General features: G+C 54.8%; 12 protein-coding genes. 5 read left to right on the top strand and 7 right to left on the bottom strand.

Going from position 1 to position 15,330, the window contains the following annotated elements; all coding sequences use genetic code 11:
* Positions 1-86 precede the first annotated feature (86 nt).
* From SV7mr_RS20270 to SV7mr_RS20260, 3 genes are all read left to right on the top strand, one after another.
* Complete coding sequence (locus tag SV7mr_RS20270; protein WP_419187674.1) at positions 87-1,535, top strand: DUF1501 domain-containing protein; 1,449 nt, start codon at positions 87-89, stop codon at positions 1,533-1,535.
* 219 nt (positions 1,536-1,754) lie between these two features.
* Positions 1,755-4,385: an integrin alpha gene (locus SV7mr_RS20265; RefSeq protein ID WP_145276130.1), complete on the top strand. Its 2,631-nt coding sequence runs from the start codon at positions 1,755-1,757 to the stop codon at positions 4,383-4,385.
* Between the two features lie 49 nt (positions 4,386-4,434).
* Positions 4,435-5,070 (top strand): PEP-CTERM sorting domain-containing protein, encoded by a 636-nt coding sequence (locus SV7mr_RS20260; RefSeq protein ID WP_145276127.1) that lies wholly within the window; start codon positions 4,435-4,437, stop codon positions 5,068-5,070.
* Between the two features lie 33 nt (positions 5,071-5,103).
* Here SV7mr_RS20260 and SV7mr_RS20255 read toward each other — a convergent pair whose 3' ends face one another.
* Positions 5,104-5,754: an MOSC domain-containing protein gene (locus SV7mr_RS20255; protein WP_145276125.1), complete on the bottom strand. Its 651-nt coding sequence runs from the start codon at positions 5,752-5,754 to the stop codon at positions 5,104-5,106.
* A gap of 61 nt (positions 5,755-5,815) precedes the next feature.
* The gene (locus tag SV7mr_RS20250) at positions 5,816-6,298 is read right to left on the bottom strand and encodes a hypothetical protein (RefSeq protein WP_145276123.1); all 483 of its coding nucleotides are present in this window, start codon (positions 6,296-6,298) and stop codon (positions 5,816-5,818) included.
* A gap of 279 nt (positions 6,299-6,577) precedes the next feature.
* On the opposite strand from SV7mr_RS20250, the gene SV7mr_RS20245 reads away from it, so the two are divergent.
* Positions 6,578-7,615 carry an AEC family transporter gene (locus SV7mr_RS20245; protein ID WP_145276121.1) on the top strand — a complete coding sequence of 346 codons (1,038 nt, stop codon included), beginning with the start codon at positions 6,578-6,580 and terminating at the stop codon, positions 7,613-7,615.
* On the opposite strand, the gene SV7mr_RS20240 is transcribed toward SV7mr_RS20245, so the two are convergent.
* Together SV7mr_RS20240 and SV7mr_RS20235 are read right to left on the bottom strand one after the other, a co-directional pair.
* Positions 7,562-8,788 carry a hypothetical protein gene (locus SV7mr_RS20240; RefSeq protein WP_145276119.1) on the bottom strand — a complete coding sequence of 409 codons (1,227 nt, stop codon included), beginning with the start codon at positions 8,786-8,788 and terminating at the stop codon, positions 7,562-7,564. The genes SV7mr_RS20245 and SV7mr_RS20240 overlap by 54 nt on opposite strands.
* A gap of 57 nt (positions 8,789-8,845) precedes the next feature.
* Positions 8,846-9,265, bottom strand: a complete 420-nt coding sequence (locus SV7mr_RS20235; RefSeq protein ID WP_145276116.1) for an SseB family protein — start codon at positions 9,263-9,265, stop codon at positions 8,846-8,848.
* Positions 9,266-9,724: 459 nt separating this feature from the next.
* Here SV7mr_RS20235 and SV7mr_RS20230 point away from each other — a divergent pair, with 459 nt between their 5' ends.
* Positions 9,725-11,119, top strand: coding sequence for a Gfo/Idh/MocA family protein (locus SV7mr_RS20230; RefSeq protein WP_145276114.1), 1,395 nt, complete (start codon positions 9,725-9,727; stop codon positions 11,117-11,119).
* Positions 11,120-11,272: 153 nt separating this feature from the next.
* On the opposite strand, the gene SV7mr_RS20225 is transcribed toward SV7mr_RS20230, so the two are convergent.
* From SV7mr_RS20225 to SV7mr_RS20215, 3 genes are all read right to left on the bottom strand, one after another.
* Positions 11,273-11,638: a hypothetical protein gene (locus SV7mr_RS20225; RefSeq protein ID WP_145276112.1), complete on the bottom strand. Its 366-nt coding sequence runs from the start codon at positions 11,636-11,638 to the stop codon at positions 11,273-11,275.
* A 456-nt stretch (positions 11,639-12,094) separates the two neighbouring features.
* Positions 12,095-14,176: a S46 family peptidase gene (locus SV7mr_RS20220; protein WP_419187673.1), complete on the bottom strand. Its 2,082-nt coding sequence runs from the start codon at positions 14,174-14,176 to the stop codon at positions 12,095-12,097.
* Positions 14,177-14,330: 154 nt separating this feature from the next.
* Positions 14,331-15,167: a DUF5335 family protein gene (locus tag SV7mr_RS20215; protein ID WP_145276108.1), complete on the bottom strand. Its 837-nt coding sequence runs from the start codon at positions 15,165-15,167 to the stop codon at positions 14,331-14,333.
* Between the last annotated feature and the right edge of the window lie 163 nt (positions 15,168-15,330).

Raw genomic sequence — 15,330 nt, 5'->3', positions numbered from 1 at the left:
GTCAGGCCGGCGGCTAGCGCCGAAAACAGACACTGTTAGATTGGATTGTAGATGGCATGTTGGGTCATGCTGGGTAAAGAATGAAAATGATACAGCCACATGTTTTGCAGACACGTCGTCAATTGTTTGGCCGCACGGGGACCGGTGTTGGACTGGCCGCGCTGAGCACCTTGTTTGGCGGCGAGTCAGTTGCACAAGATCGAACGCGTCTCGGTGGATTGCCTGAGTTGCCGCACTTTGCTCCCAAAGCCAAGCGGGTCATTTATCTGTTGCAAAACGGGGCGCCGTCGCACGTGGACCTGTTTGATCACAAACCGATGCTTGGCAAGATGCACGGCCAGCAAATCCCTGATAGCGTGGTCGGTGGTGCTCGGTTTAGCACCATGACGGGCGGTCAGACAAAACGTCCCTGTCTGAAAGAGATCACTCAGTTTGCGCAGCATGGCGAAAGCGGTGCGACGGTGAGCAGTTTCTTGCCTGAAACTGCCAAGATCGCGGACAAACTGTGCTTCATCAAGTCAATGCACACCACGCAAGTCAATCATGCGCCCGCGATCACGTACTTTATGACGGGCGATGAGCGTCCGGGCCGACCGAGTCTGGGCGCTTGGCTGAGTTATGGTTTGGGCAGTGAGAGCGAAGACCTGCCGCGTTTTGTAGCCATGACTTCGCGCGACAAGGAAGCGTCTTGTGGCCAAATCTTTTATGACTATTACTGGGGCAGTGGCTTTTTGCCCACAGTTCATCAAGGTGTCAAATTCCGCGGCAGTGGCGATCCGGTCTTATACCTTTCCGATCCACCAGGCCTGTCTCGGGATCTGCGGCGAGGCATGCTGGACGATCTTGCTGAACTCAATCAGCGACAATTGGACGTCGTGGGTGATCCCGAAATCCAAACGCGGATTCAGCAGTACGAGATGGCCTATCGGATGCAATCCAGTGTCCCCGAATTGACGGACCTGTCCACTGAAACGGAGGCCACGTTAAACATGTATGGTCCCGATGTGCACCGCAAAGGCTCGTTCGCGTACAACTGTTTGATCGCCCGACGTCTCGCAGAACGAGGGACTCGGTTCATTCAATTGATGCATGCTGGCTGGGACCAGCACCGAAACCTGAACTCGCAATTGAAGATTCAGTGTCGCGACACTGATGCTCCATCGGCTGCCTTGATCAAGGATTTGGAGCAGCGAGGTTTATTGGAAGATACCTTGGTGATCTGGGGCGGTGAATTTGGCCGCACACCTTTCTTGCAAGGTGCGATTGAAGCCACCAAAACTTGGGGCCGTGATCACCATCCGTACGTGTTCACGATTTGGATGGCAGGCGGTGGAATCAAGCCGGGCACGACTTATGGGCAGAGTGACGCGTTTGGATTCGGCGTGGCGGAGAACGGTGTCACCGTTCACGACTTCCAGGCCACCATCATGCACTTGCTGGGCATTGACCATGAGCGGCTTACCTACCGGTATCAGGGAAGGCATTTCCGACTGACGGACGTTCATGGTGAAGTGGTGGACCCCATTTTGGCTTAGATGCAGTTCTTGCACCGAGCCGCAAACTGATTCTGTTCTGTAGAGGGGAGTGGTTTTGGATCTGCAGACGGATGCCGGCTGTGGTTTGTAGTGGATGACCACCGGTTGGTTTGACACAGGCTTCGCAGTGGGTTATCGTCAGCATCTAGCCTCTGGCGCACAACCGAAACAACTTGTCTATGCTGCGCCGCCCCACCCTCTCTGCTTTGAGTTTTCACCATGACGTTGCCTTCAAAAGCAACGCGCCGCGCCCAGGTGCGCCGGTTGCGTCATTCTGCAATCGCGCGTCGCAATCTTTTTGAACGGCTTGAGTCGCGTCATTTATTGGCCGCTGATCTCGGCTTCCCCACAGCTCAAGAAGCCAGTTTTGGTGCGTTAACAACGAATCAGCAAGGTGCTGAGATCTGTTTAGCGTTTTCGATGCAGGCCGAGGGCGAAGAGGTGTTAGCCGAAGCGGGTGCATCCGTCGATGTCTCGGCAGTCATTAGCAATCAGCCCACCGGACCGCTCACCGATGGTGAACCGTTGGCGTCGGATGTTGCGTTCACCAACGCCGGGCCGGGCCTTTCTGATCACACGCGATTGCAGGTCCAGTTTGACGCTAAAGTTGAAAACACCGCCTGGCAGCGACAGTTTATTCCCTTTCAATCCGATCGCGTCCCAACGTCCAGTTTGGATGGTGACAATGGTTTTGTGCTGCAGGGCACTGCGCTGGGTCAAGGGCTGGGACGCGCTGTGGCTGGAATCGGTGATTTGAACGCCGATGGGATGGATGACTTTGCGGTCACAACGGTCAGTGCTGACGAAGTGATTGTCGTCTATGGTTCAGCGTCGGGATTTGATCCCGCGATGGCTGAGGACATGATTAACGGAACCAATGGGATTCGTTTGACCAACGTCGGTGCCGCAGGTTCTTTGTTCTCGGTTGCTTCGGCTGGGGATGTGAACAACGATGGTGTCGCTGATCTGATCGTTGGTGCATCAGGCTCGGCTGAATCGCCAGGTGCTGCCTATGTTTTGTTTGGCAGCAACAGTTTGTCGGCCTCGATTGACGTGACGGGCCTGGACGGCAGCGATGGGTTTCGTCTTGATGGGGCAAGCAATGGTGACCAGTTTGGAATCAGTGTCGCCAGCGGTGACGTTAACGGGGACGCGATCAGTGATTTGATCGTCGGTGCATCGGGGGTTGGGACACAGGGCGCGGCTTATGTGGTCTATGGGAAATCGACCACGTTCTCGGCATCGCTCGCCGTTGGCTCGCTCAATGGCACCAATGGAGTGACGATTGCTGGCGATCAAGCTGGCGACGACTTCGGGGCGACGGTTCGCTGGCTGGGCGACTTTGATGGTGACACGGTCGGAGACTTGCTGGTCACAGCTCCCGGCGCCGCTTCGGGCCTTGGAAAGGCCTATGTGGTTTATGGCGATGGCTCTCTGGCGACATCGATTGACATCGGAGCCTTGCCTGCCCTGGATGGCTTTGAGATTGAAGGACTACGAGCCAATCAACGACTCGGCAGTGACGCTGCCGGCATCGGCGACTTCAATGATGATGGTCGTCCAGACCTCTTGTTGGCTGAAGCAGCCGACACGGTCGGAGTCGGTGGTGCCAGAGCCTATGTGGTGTTTGGCTTTGATAACGATTCCGGTGGCTTTGATCTGGACTTACTTGATGGAAGCAATGGATTTGCAGTGACACCGAATTTGGGTGACACACCATCGCCTCTGCGAACCGCCGGTGGAGGAGATTTCAACGGCGATGGCTTGGCGGATCTGTTATTGACTTCTGCGGCCACCTCGGTCGGCACCGATCAGTTTGCCGGCGGCGGGTACGTGGTCTTCGGGCAGGCCAGCGGTTTGCCAGCTTTGTTTGAGCTGACTGCCTTGAATGGCAGCAACGGGTTCAAAGTGGAGGGGGCTGGATTGAGTGAACTGTTTTTCGAAGCCACTGCATCGGCCGGTGACATCAACGACGATGGGTTTGATGATGTGATCTTCGGTGCCTTTTTAGCGACGGTGGACACCGATGCGGCTGCGGGATCGGCCTTCGTCGTGCTGGGACAAGGCATCGAGCAGAGTGCCGGCGTTGGGAATGTCGACGAGACTTTCGACCTGCGGCCTGGTGATCAAGTCATTTACACGACGCTGTCCACCGTTGTGCCGGGGGCCACAGGTTCGACGACGGTGCTGGCGACCGGGACCGTGGATGCTGGCAATACGGATTCGAATCTGACGAACAACGAGGTGTCTGCTAGCACCTCATTGGCACCGCGCCCGGTGGTGGAATCTGTCCAAATCAATGACGGCGGCGTTTCTCGCTCGCAAATCACCTCGCTAACGGTTACCTTTAGTACAGAGGTCACGCTGGCCACCGGTTCGTTTGAGATTGAGAATATCGACTCAAGCACGGCGGTCGCGAATGTGGCGGTCGATTCGTCGGTCGTTGATGGCAAGACGGTCGCTGTGTTGACATTCGACAGCGGAGCCTCGGTGGTCGATCGCGATGGTGCGGGAGCACTGAGCAATTCGTTGGCCGACGGCAACTATCGCTTGACAGTGGTTGCCAGCAAGGTCGACAATGCTGGGTTCCTGATGCTGGAGGACTTTGTGTTTGGCGGCCAGTTGGCAGCCGCCCCAGACAACGATGACTTCTTCCGGTTGTATGGTGATGCCACCGGCGATGGTGTTTTAAATTTCCCAGACTTGAATGACTACTTTGCACCAAACTTCTTCTCGTCAGATGGAGACGCAAATTTCTTGCCTTCTCTTGATGCGGAAGGAGATGGCGTCATCAACTTTAGTGACTTGAATAACCATTTCGCTCCGACGTTTTTCGCCTCCCGTAGTTAACGCACCGAATTAACTGTTGTGTTTCGTTCGTTTTCCCCAACTTAGTCACATGAAAAAGCTTCTTTCACTCCTGTTGCTTATTCTTTTTGTTGGCGATGCCTCTGCAGAGATTGTCTACGACGTTTACTATCGCGTTGGTGCTTTCGAATCGATCGATGGAAACTTCAGTGTTAATCCAAACACGACATTGGATGACGTTCAAGTTGTCGTTCGAGAGACGATTGGTGACCCGGTGAATGAGACCTCATTAATGGCGGGCGGCATTCAGGGATTCGCGTTTAACTTGATTGCGGACGACTTGAATTGGATCACGGATGCTAACGTCACGGACGGTTTTTTCCAAGAGCCGGCGTCCAGTGTGCCTGCTTTGATGGCAGTGAATTTTCCAGGCGATTACGAGGCGGTCACGAAACTCTCCGACTCTCAGTACGAGTTCGTCTTGGGGACGGTGGATCTAGCCGGTCCCGCTCTTCCCGGTCAGCAGCGAATCTTTTCGATTCGCGATCGCAATCCGGGGTCCAATTTCGATCAGCAGCTCTCTACCGGGGCAATTGATAATCTGATTACAACTCGCACACTGACACTCACCGCCGTGGCGGTTCCTGAGCCTTCGACGGCGTTGGCGTTGCTCGGTGGTTTGGGTTGCTTGATTGCTACCGGTCGTCGTCGTCGACGACGTAAGTGAGCCGCTTGTTCTTGCCTGCAATTGACTGGCAAATTACAGTGACTCTTTCCACTCCGCTGCCAGTTCCGGCAGGGCCTTGAGCTGTTCAACAAGCTCGGCATCTTTGGTTTTCGCGAACAGGACCTCGTTGCAGGCGGCAATGGTCCACTGCGGAGAGAGGCGTTCTACCAATGCCCAACGGTCTCCGGCGGCAATTCGTCCAGTCTCGATCACCCGACAGTACCAGCCGGTGCGTCCCGTTTTGGCGACTTGCTTGGTCAAACGGCTTAGCTGCCAGCGTCTGCCGATCTTCCAGCACGGTTGGCGAGGCTGGCTGACTTCGAACAGGCATTCGCCTGAGCGATAGCGATCACCGATGCAAACATTGGATTCGTCGGCGCCGTCAACGGTTAGGTTTTCGGCAAAACCACCGGGGCCAAATTCGGGGTGCGCGCCCAGTTCAGGCACTTCCGTTCGCCAATGCCCATAGTGGCTGGCAGCGTATGCCAGCACCGCTTTGTCGATGCCGCCATGGTGTTGCTCATTGGCAACCGAGTCACCGGAGAGTCCCGTTTGCCCAGCCATGACGGGGCCGTTGACAGGGCTTTTCCGAAAGGCGCTTGTCCACTGTTTCTGGTTTGGATCGCTTGCCTGAGGGTCGCCTTCGGTTCGCACTTGGCCAACTTGAATGGAGCTTACGATCATGGCCGTCTCCTGATGAGGGCTAGTGGTCAAGCCGTTGCGGGCGAAGGTTTGTCGCTGGTCATTAGCGGGCGCGCAGCACCTGTGCTAGGTACTCGTCGGTCTCTTCTTCAACCCACGCTTCGTGACGCTCTTGTTCGCTCCGTTCGTCATCCAGTTCGGGTTCAGGCCGTTCGGGAATCAGCTGCAAACCGCTGGCTTTCCAGTCTAACATCCAGCGGCAGCAGAGTGTCACGGTCGCCGGGATCGCAGAGCCGGCCGCGCCAAATAACATTGGAATCAGGCACGCCATCAGGACAAAGCCGGGCAGCAATTCGCCTTCGCTATCGAGTTGAATCTGACGGGTCCAAAATAGCATTTGCAAGAGACTGCTGCAAATACCGGCAAGAAAGGGCAGCAGGCAAAGTCCCGTCAGGGAACCGAGTAGTTCACGGTGCCGAAAGCGAAACGTCAGCAACAAAGCCGTCGTCGTTAAGCCGATTGACAAGAGACTGATGACGGCGGCCAAGGGGATGCCGCAGAGTTGCAACAAGAAGGCAATGTCCATGAATGAGATCTACTGATGAGCAGGCAAGAGTGAGTGTTGGGTTTGCTGGGCGGTCGCATTTTGTCTCGACAACCGCGCGGATTTGTCGCCGCTAAACAGACTCCATCGCCCGGGAATCTGTCCAGTCGATAAACCATGTCTTGGCAAAGAGTTGGCGAAATCTTAACACTCGAGGCGCCCAGGGGGCCTTAGCCCGGTAGGTTGCGTGCTCGTAGGGAGCGTGCTTGCACGGATGGAAACACTACCGATTGAGCGCCCGTGAGTCTTGGTTAGGGACCGATGATCCCCCGTTGTTCGCTGGTTCGATCAGCAGCGCTTTGGTGTTTTCGGCTGCTTGCCTATGTTGTGCAAATGGAAAGCTTTTGGCCCATCGTCGCATCTGTTCTTGGCGTTTTTCTCGTCATGGGGATCGGTGCGCTTTGCCGTCATACGAAATGGCTTTCTACCGAAGCGGACCAGACGCTGGCCAATCTGACGGCCAAGGTCATGCTGCCGGCTTACTTTATCAGCAAGCTGTTAAGCCCTGAGAGCAATCATGAGATCGCTACGGCGTGGGTCCCGCCGATCGTTGGGTTTCTGTGTACCGGCGGCGGATTTCTGTTGGCGTTGCTGTTTGCCAAATTGCTGGGGCCGAAGCTAGGCTTGGTGAGCGACAGTTCGCAGCGCTCCTTCGCCTTGTGTGCCGGGATCGCCAACTATGGTTACATCCCGTTACCGTTGGCAACCCAGTTCTATCCCGAAGCGGTATTGGATTTGATTCTGCACAACGTGGGGGTGGACTTGGCCTTGTGGAGCATTGGAATCGCGATCATCAGCGGTTCTGGTCGCGATGGTTGGCGGCAGGTTGCCAAGAGTGCTCCGCTGTGGGCGGTGGTGTTTTCATTGGTCTTTCTGGCAACGGGGCTGACGTTGCCGGCACCGATTCTGGCCGCGATTGATGCGTTGGGCGAATGTGCGATTCCACTGGGGTTGCTATTGAGTGGCGCGATCATTGTCGACTTTTTACGTGACCGACAGTGGTGGGGACGTCCCAAAGTGATTCTGGTCGCGATTGGTTTTCGGCAGATTTTGATGCCCGCACTGATGCTCACAGCCGGCGCGTTCCTGTTGCAAACCACAACCATCAAGGTTGTCGTGCTGTTGCAAGCGGCGATGCCGGCGGCGGTGTTTCCGATTGTGCTGACAAAGCTTTACAAACGCGATATCGATGTTGCTCTTCGCGTCGTCTTATGGACATCGATCGCTGGGATCATCTTGGTCCCGTTATGGTTGGCTGTGGGCGGCTGGTTCTTGGGTGTTTCGATTACCGCCGGTTGAATCAGGCTGCGAGAGGTTGTCGCGGATCAGTTGGCAAGCGCGTTCCCAATCGGCATCACAGGCGAATTGACGGCGGGCAAACAGTTGGCCTAGGTCCAGTGGATCCTGGCGGTAAATGCTTGCTGCGTCAGGTTGGATTTCATAGCCGCTCCAGTAGTCCCAGCGGAACATTCCCTGCGAACGCGCGTTGCCGAAGGCGACTCCTTGCTGATCTATCCAGCCTTGAGTATCGAACAGAGCAAGTCCCAGTCCACCGTTGCTGCGTTTGGTCCGAAAGGTACGCCAGGCAATCAGTAGCACGACCGTGGCGATGGCGATCACGCTGACCATGATCGCGATCTCGCTAAAGTCAGTGATCACGATGGCAGCAATCATGAAGACAACCATCGGTAGCAGATCCGCATAAACTTGTCGGCTAACTCTGCGGAGGAAGCGTTTTCCATTTTCTAGCAAGCGAATGTCGCTGACGTGGATCATCCCACCAAACATCAAGGCATCGGAATCGGCTTGACGCAAGGTTGGAAAGACTGGCGTCAGATCTTCTGGTGTGACGTTCAGCTGCGGATGAGTCGGTGGCCGCTGCTGTTGTACTTGGCGGGCCAGTTGCCTTGCCAAGGTTGGCGTTTCAAACGCATTGATCGGGATCGTTTGCCAAAGCAGGTAGCTGGGGAAAAAGCACAACGACCACAAGAAATCGTCGCACGCCGAGCCCACCAGTTGCTTCATCGGATGAGTACCGACGGCCAATCCATCATCAATGCTGATGTAAAACGTCTCCGTATCCATCCAGCCTTCGATGGTTGATTCGTTGTCATGCGCCAGATTCAGTCGCTTGGTCAAGCGCCGCTTTGCCGTAAAGAATCTGTAGGCCTGCACGGCCAGAAGAGCGAGGATGGAACAGCCAACGGGGAGGGGGCGATCGATTGCCGCCTGCGCGCCGTCCGTTAGAAAAAACAGCGCCGTCAACATCACCAAGACGCCCATCGTGCTGCTCTTAGCATCCGTGAGGTCTTTGCGGATGCCAGGCTTGATCATCGAGAGCCGCTGGTCCGACGTGCGGATGGTGCCGCGAAACGTCAGCTTTGGAATCTCGGCTCCCATTCCAGCCAGTGGCGCCGTTTCGATGGATTCGCTGGGCCGGTACGGATTGATGGCTTCAGAGTCGTCGGTCATTTAGCTGGTGACTAAGGCTGCAGTTGGAATGTGTAGCGCAGCCACCAGAATAGCAGATTAAGCTTCGGCGCTCTGGACGAGAGCAAACAGTTCTGCGTCGATTGCCATGTTGCGGTCGCTTTCTGGATTGATCAGGATGCCCATTTCAGGCGGCGTGTAAGCGAGCAGCGCAGGGCCTTCCAATACATAGCCTTCGATGTCTTCGCTGTCTTCGTACATGTCCTGCATCTCCATGACAAAGTCCTTGACGGCTTCATCATTGGTGAAGGTCACCATCAGGTCCATGTCGTCCACGTTGACACAAAAGATGTTGTCGATGTCGTCTTCGCTGTCAGCCTCTGCGGCATCTTCTGCGCCAGCCTTGGCAGTCAGCAATACGAACTCGCCTTGTTCAATCAGTTGACGGATTACCAATGGATCACGCTGGTCAATCGCATCAGCCAGTTGCGATTCATAGGAGGCTTCTGATGATGACATGAGATCTCTCAGGGGCAAATGGGTGGCGTCAGAACGCAGAGGGGATTTTCTGTAGACCGAACCATTGCCGGATGAGTCGGCCACGACAAGTCCAAACCATAGCGGATGGGACCAGATTGTGTAGGGGGAATGACTACGGGGAGTGGGTGCCCGCCACGCCAAAGCCCTGCCAGAGCTGAAATCGGGTGCGGATCAGGCAGGCGGATTTGAACGTGGGGAGCGCGTTTTCGGGGCCTCAGCAGGGTGCTGACAGACCTGCTGGTCGCCGGGATGACAATCTGTTCTACGCTGCTGTCGTGATTCGGACATTTGCTGCCCGATCGAGTAAACTATCGGGGTTGGCTTCTATGAGTCCAATGATCGTTTGGTCAGCTTGCCATTGGCTTGCAATGGGCATGGCAATGACCTCGCTCTTTCCATAATCCCCCACCAATCTGTTCCAACCTGATTCGGTCACTTATGCAAAAGCAACCTCAACCTTCTGGTAATTCTGCCGGTACGCCACGGCGTCAGTTTTTAAAGACCGGTGCAGCGGCGACGGCCGCCGTCGCGGTTCCCTATCACTTTTCCCAAGCCAAGACCTTGGCTGATGAAACCAAAAGCAAGAATGATCGTATCGCCATCGGTGTGATTGGCTGCGGTGGCATGGCCAATGGCAACATGCGCTCCGCTCGTGACTGGCTTGACGTGGTCGCTGTTTGTGATGTGGATGAAGGTCGACGCAAAGGCACCAATCAGGGGCTTAGCAAAGGCAAAGCCGCCGAATACCACGACTATCGTGAACTGCTGGATCGCAAAGACATTGATGTCGTTCACATTGCCACCCCTGATCACTGGCACACCAAGCCGTTGATTGAAGCAATGTTGGCGGGCAAAGACGTGTACTGCGAAAAGCCTCTGACGTTGACCATTGACGAAGGCAAGTTAATTCGCAAGGTTCAAAAAGAAACCGGCCGCGTCGTTCAAGTGGGAACCCAGCAACGCAGTACGTTCCACTTGTTTGTCAAAGCCATGGCGATTGTTGCCGAAGGACGACTCGGCAAGATTCGTGAAGTCCAAGCGGCAATCGGTGGCGCACCGACCAGTCCACCGATCCCGGTTGCTGACGTTCCCGCTGGACTTGATTGGGACCGCTGGTTGGGACCTGCACCGAAAGTGGATTATCGAGCGATCAGCAAAAACGGGCGCCGTGGAAACACCAATTGCCATTACGAGTTCCGCTGGTGGTATGAGTATAGTGGGGGCAAGTTGACGGACTGGGGCGCTCACCACGTGGACATTTGTAACTGGGCACTGCAACTGAACGGCCAAACAACCGGCCCTATCGGAATCGGTGGCAGTGCAACGCATCCGGTTGATTTCAAAGACGGCGTTGCTGTGCAGAACGATCGTTACAACACCGCGACCGCGTTCAAGTTCCAAGTGGACTACGCCAACGGAACCAAAATGATCATCCGGAACGATACCGACAACGGGATCTTGATCACTGGTGACAAAGGCAAGATCTTTGTCAATCGTGGCAAACTGGTCGGTGCTCCCGTGGACGCCTTGAAGGACAATCCGTTGGCCGAAGACAGCATCGCCAAGGTCTACAAGAACATGCCGATGGAACGCAATGAGCGATCCGCACACTGGGCAAACTTCTTGCACTGCACCAAGGAACGCAAGGATCCGATCAGCGATGTTCATTCCCACATGCAAATGCTGAACATCTGCCACCTGGCCGGTATCAGTGCTCGCCTGGGACGTTCTCTCAAGTGGGACAGCAAGAGCGAGCAGATCGTGGGCGACGATCAAGCCAATCGCTTCTTGGGCCGCGAGTATCGCAGTGGTTATGAAATTGAAATGGGCTAAGCCCTAACCAATTGACACACTGAATCAGTCAATCAAAAAAGCCAAGTCACCTGAACGCTGTTCATGGTGACTTGGCTTGTTCTTTAAATGGGGCGTTCCCAGTCGCTAGCTGTTAGCGAGACAACACCTGCAAGCGAATCAACGCTCGGCTGCTTATTTGTGCGAATTATGGCAGGCTTTGCAGTTGGCAGCTTTTTTCAGTGCAGCCGCTGAACCGTCTTTGCCTTCGACAACGCCTTCTGCTGCTGCAACCAACGCACCGGTCAGCTTCTTCCAGCTTTCTTCGCTACCCTTCTTGGGCTCGTTAGCAGCCAGGGCGACCAACATTTCGTGTAGCTTCTTGGCGTCTTCTTTGCTTCCGCCAGCGGCAACTTTCTTCAGAAGTGGGCCCTTGAAGGCTTCCTTCATGATTTGCTTGGTGGTGAACTTGGGCTTGTCTTCTTCTGCTGAGAGCGTTGGCAAGCTGATCATGGTGGCAGCAGCAACCAAAGCAGCAGCGCCGAGCATTCGGATTCGCATGTTTGTGTGACTCCAGGAGTGATTTCAATAAGAACAACGAGAACCCTATGGGGTCCCAGGGCAATCACTTTGCCGCCGCATCACCGCCGACTGTGGCTCCGCAAAGCGAAGCGGCGAATCGTCGAGGATGGCCCAGTGATTGAATTTGGCGAACACGTCAAATTTCTAACCATCGGGCCGGGAAGGCAAAGTAGGACACTGGTATAAGCGATCGGCTGTCGGTTTTCCACAACTGAGAGGAATCAAGGGAAAAATTGACCGGATTTTTACCAAAGAGCGAGGTCCACAGGGTGGAGAGCACGCAATGCCGCCGAAAATTTGATTGGGCCGGCAAAAAGGTGTCCCCAGTGGGGTTCATGCCAGCGTCAGCGCACCTGCCAAGTTCAGCTCTCGCAGGGCGCGGTCCAGTCACCGCACCCTGAGCCGTCTACTTCGACGGCGTCTACTTCGACGGCGTCAATGACCAATCGAATCAGCCAGTTCTGTGGCGTCGTAAACGTTGCGCAAGGCTTCCAAAATGCCAACCCCGGAAACGCTTACGGCGCGTCCTTGACGATCACTGTAAAGGTAATCGCTGGTGAGACTCTGGATGTTACCGTCAAAGATCAAGCCAACCAGTTCGCCTTGGCGATTGACCACTGGCGAACCACTGTTGCCGCCGATGATGTCGGCTGTGCAAACAAAGTTCAGTTGAGTTGAATCGTTCAGCTTCTCTTTGGCGTCGTGCCATGATTGGGGAAGCTTGAAATCTTTCTGCCCCGCATGGCGTGTCTCATGTTCGAAAGCGCCAGCAAAGTTAGTTGCGATGGGAATCGTTTGTCCGTCTTGCTGATAGGGTTTGACCAAGCCAAATGCCAGTCGCAATGTAAAGGTGGCGTCGGGATAACTCTCGCCGCTCATCGCTTGATTGGTCAGTTGAGTGATGGTCGCGTAGGCTTGACGCTGTCGCTCATCCAGCGATTCGTTCCGATTGCGGATGCGGCGATATTCGTCTTCTAATCCCGCCGCTAGCTGAATGACTGGATCATTGCTGTCCAGAAGCGTCTTGGCGTTGGATTCAACGAACTTCTTCCGTCGATCAACGTCATCCAATTCACTGCCGTCGATCAGTTCAGCGGCTCGCTCACGTGGGCCTTTGCCAGCCAGCGTTTGCACAACCAGCGGATCGTCGCCACCGCGAGCTTCAACAAAGCGGGCAAGTTCATCGGCCAGTTTGACGCGTTCCAGGTCACGATAAATGGGTGCCGTGCTCAGCAGGTCTTGTAGCAGAGAGTCGCGGCCTGCATCGGTGAACTCGCTCAAGCGATCTTGGTTTGGCTTTTCATCTTCTTTGGCCAGCAGCAAAATCGACAGGGCAAGATCAAAGTATCGGCTGCGAAAGGTGACGCTTTGCTTGAGCAGTTTGGCGCGTGCTTGCTGGACGTCAGCGATCTCTGCAAAGGCAGCGCGCAAGCTTGTGGCGTCCTGGGCATTGAGCGATGCCAGCACTTTGTCTTGCTGTTCTTGTTTGGCCGCAATGGTTTGCGGTGACTGCAGACCGGCAAGCATTCCAGTGTACGCTTTACGACCATTTTGAATTCCAAACAAGCCATCACGAGCACGCCTAGCATCCTCTTCCCCGCCCAGGCCAAACTGTTGCAGCAGGACTTCCTTGCGACGAAGGTAGTTCAACACATAGGGCATACGATGATCGCGCAGATACTTCAAGGCATCGACCGTGTAGATCCGCTGCGTGCGACCTGGGTTTCCACTGACGAAAACCAGTTGTCCGTCACTGACGGGTTTGTCACTCCAACGCAAGAAGTTCTTGAGCTTGGCTGGTTTACCGTTTTCATAGACACGCATGATGGTCGCATCCATGCAGAACCGGGGATACTCGAAGTTATCCGCATCACCGCCAAAGAACGCGGCGGCAGTCTCTGGTGCCCAGACCAAACGCACGTCGGTGTATTTCTTGTATCGATACAGGTGAGATTGAGCACCACCGTAGAGCGTCACAACATCACTTCGCAAGCCAGTCTTCTCTGTCGACTCTTGTTCGATCTCGGCGACGATTGCGCGGCGTTGTGTGGCAGCCTTTTCGGGATCGTCTTTGCTGGTGACTGCTGCGTTGATGCGATCGGTGACATTGTCGATGGAGACCAGTTGATTGAGCTCCAGATCGGGAGCCTGCAATTCGTCGCCGATCGTTTTGGCAAGGAAACCGTCTTCGATCAAGTTTCGTTCGGGCGTGCTTAACTTGTGCAGCGTGTCACTGGCAACGTGATGGTTGGTCAAGACCAGACCATCGCTGGAGATAAATGAGCCGGAGCCGCCACTATTGAATCGAACCGACGACAGTCGCAAACTGTCAGCCCATTGTTGGCTGGGAACAAAGTCATGTCGCGACTTTAACTGTTGCGTGGGCAGTTCATTGAACAAGTACATGCCTTCGTCGCTGATCACATTGTGGCAAGGCAGCAGCACGGCCAAGCAGACCAGCAGGCGGAGGCTGGAAACGAAACCAAAAGAACACATCGGGGAGTGCAGAATTCGCATGGTGTGACAAGTTCCTGTCGAGTCAAAACACGACTCTCAATGAGTCGTCAAATGGGCTGCCAGAGCGTTAGACAGACACGTTAGATTGTGGCACGCTTGGGGCCAGAAGGCAGCCCCAGGATCACATCAGAGACTTGCGAAAGAGCAAAAAGAGTTAGCCCGTAAAGTTCAGATTGCAGACGACACCTTGGCTGTCGATTGCTTCTAGGATCGCAACTTCGCCGTCGGGTAACTTCCATTGAAAAATCTTTGCAGGGTGGTTGAACACGTGCATGTAGTCAACTTCATCGGCGCCAACGGAAATGTCTAGGTGATCACCTTTGCCAGGCGTGTCATAGGCCAGTGAAAAGAAGGGCTGGTCATGCATCAATTCACTTGGCGAGATTCGTCCGCCAGAAAGTAACATGGACACGCGACGTCCATGATTGCCATTGGAGAAGGTGGCACAGAAATCGATCCACCGTTCTGGATCAATCGCTTCACGCGTCAGCTTCGGAGCCGGCGTAGCCGGGGGAGTGTGATGTAAGCGAAAGATTGCCCGGGCGCGTGCCAGTAACTGCTTCTCTGTGGAATGATGTTTGCTCAGCGATTCAACAGCGATCACACGATCTAATGTCTCCGGAGCGTGCTTGCCGAGGTACTTCGTCAGTTGCATTGCAGCATTCGAGTGACCGTGCCCCTCACCCATAAGAATGATCTCGTCAGCGTTCTGTAATGATTTGGCGATGGCCGCGTAATACTGGGGATCCTCGGGTGCCCGCTGGCCCTGGTAGTGCGACTGCGAAGCATGTTCAGTCAGATGAGATCGAATGTGATGGGGGTCATAAGGGTGAAGGGTTTCATGCTCGGTTCCGGTGCCACTGACCATGTGGTAGAGGCGTGACTCATGATGGTCAATGTGGGCCAATCGTTTGCTGGTTTGAGTCATTTCAAGTTCCTGCTGCTCTCGAAGGTCAAGTTGAATTGGAGTTGCGATGAGCAAAGAGTCCATCGATTCGTTCCAATCAAGCTTTGCTCACAACGGGGCAGGAGCACATGGTCGAACTTCAAATTGTCCGTTAGTACTCAGTTTCAGAGGAGGTGGATAGCGCAGGAAAAACGCACCTGCGAAGCAAAGTTCACAGGTGCGTTTCAAGATGACTTTTCGATGATTG

It is taken from the genome of Stieleria bergensis (assembly GCA_007745635.1).
Taxonomy (GTDB): Bacteria; Planctomycetota; Planctomycetia; order Pirellulales; family Pirellulaceae; genus Stieleria; species Stieleria bergensis.
This window is presented reverse-complemented; position numbering and strand designations above follow the sequence as displayed.

Coding starts and splice junctions, on each gene's coding strand:
- SV7mr_RS20265 (WP_145276130.1), top strand. CDS start 1,755: ATGACGTTGCCTTCAAAAGCAACGCGCCGCGCCCAGGTGCGCCGGTTG.
- SV7mr_RS20240 (WP_145276119.1), bottom strand. CDS start 8,788: ATGACCGACGACTCTGAAGCCATCAATCCGTACCGGCCCAGCGAATCC.
- SV7mr_RS20270 (WP_419187674.1), top strand. CDS start 87: ATGATACAGCCACATGTTTTGCAGACACGTCGTCAATTGTTTGGCCGC.
- SV7mr_RS20260 (WP_145276127.1), top strand. CDS start 4,435: ATGAAAAAGCTTCTTTCACTCCTGTTGCTTATTCTTTTTGTTGGCGAT.
- SV7mr_RS20250 (WP_145276123.1), bottom strand. CDS start 6,298: ATGGACATTGCCTTCTTGTTGCAACTCTGCGGCATCCCCTTGGCCGCC.
- SV7mr_RS20215 (WP_145276108.1), bottom strand. CDS start 15,167: ATGGACTCTTTGCTCATCGCAACTCCAATTCAACTTGACCTTCGAGAG.
- SV7mr_RS20245 (WP_145276121.1), top strand. CDS start 6,578: ATGATCCCCCGTTGTTCGCTGGTTCGATCAGCAGCGCTTTGGTGTTTT.
- SV7mr_RS20255 (WP_145276125.1), bottom strand. CDS start 5,754: ATGATCGTAAGCTCCATTCAAGTTGGCCAAGTGCGAACCGAAGGCGAC.
- SV7mr_RS20230 (WP_145276114.1), top strand. CDS start 9,725: ATGCAAAAGCAACCTCAACCTTCTGGTAATTCTGCCGGTACGCCACGG.
- SV7mr_RS20235 (WP_145276116.1), bottom strand. CDS start 9,265: ATGTCATCATCAGAAGCCTCCTATGAATCGCAACTGGCTGATGCGATT.
- SV7mr_RS20225 (WP_145276112.1), bottom strand. CDS start 11,638: ATGCGAATCCGAATGCTCGGCGCTGCTGCTTTGGTTGCTGCTGCCACC.
- SV7mr_RS20220 (WP_419187673.1), bottom strand. CDS start 14,176: ATGCGAATTCTGCACTCCCCGATGTGTTCTTTTGGTTTCGTTTCCAGC.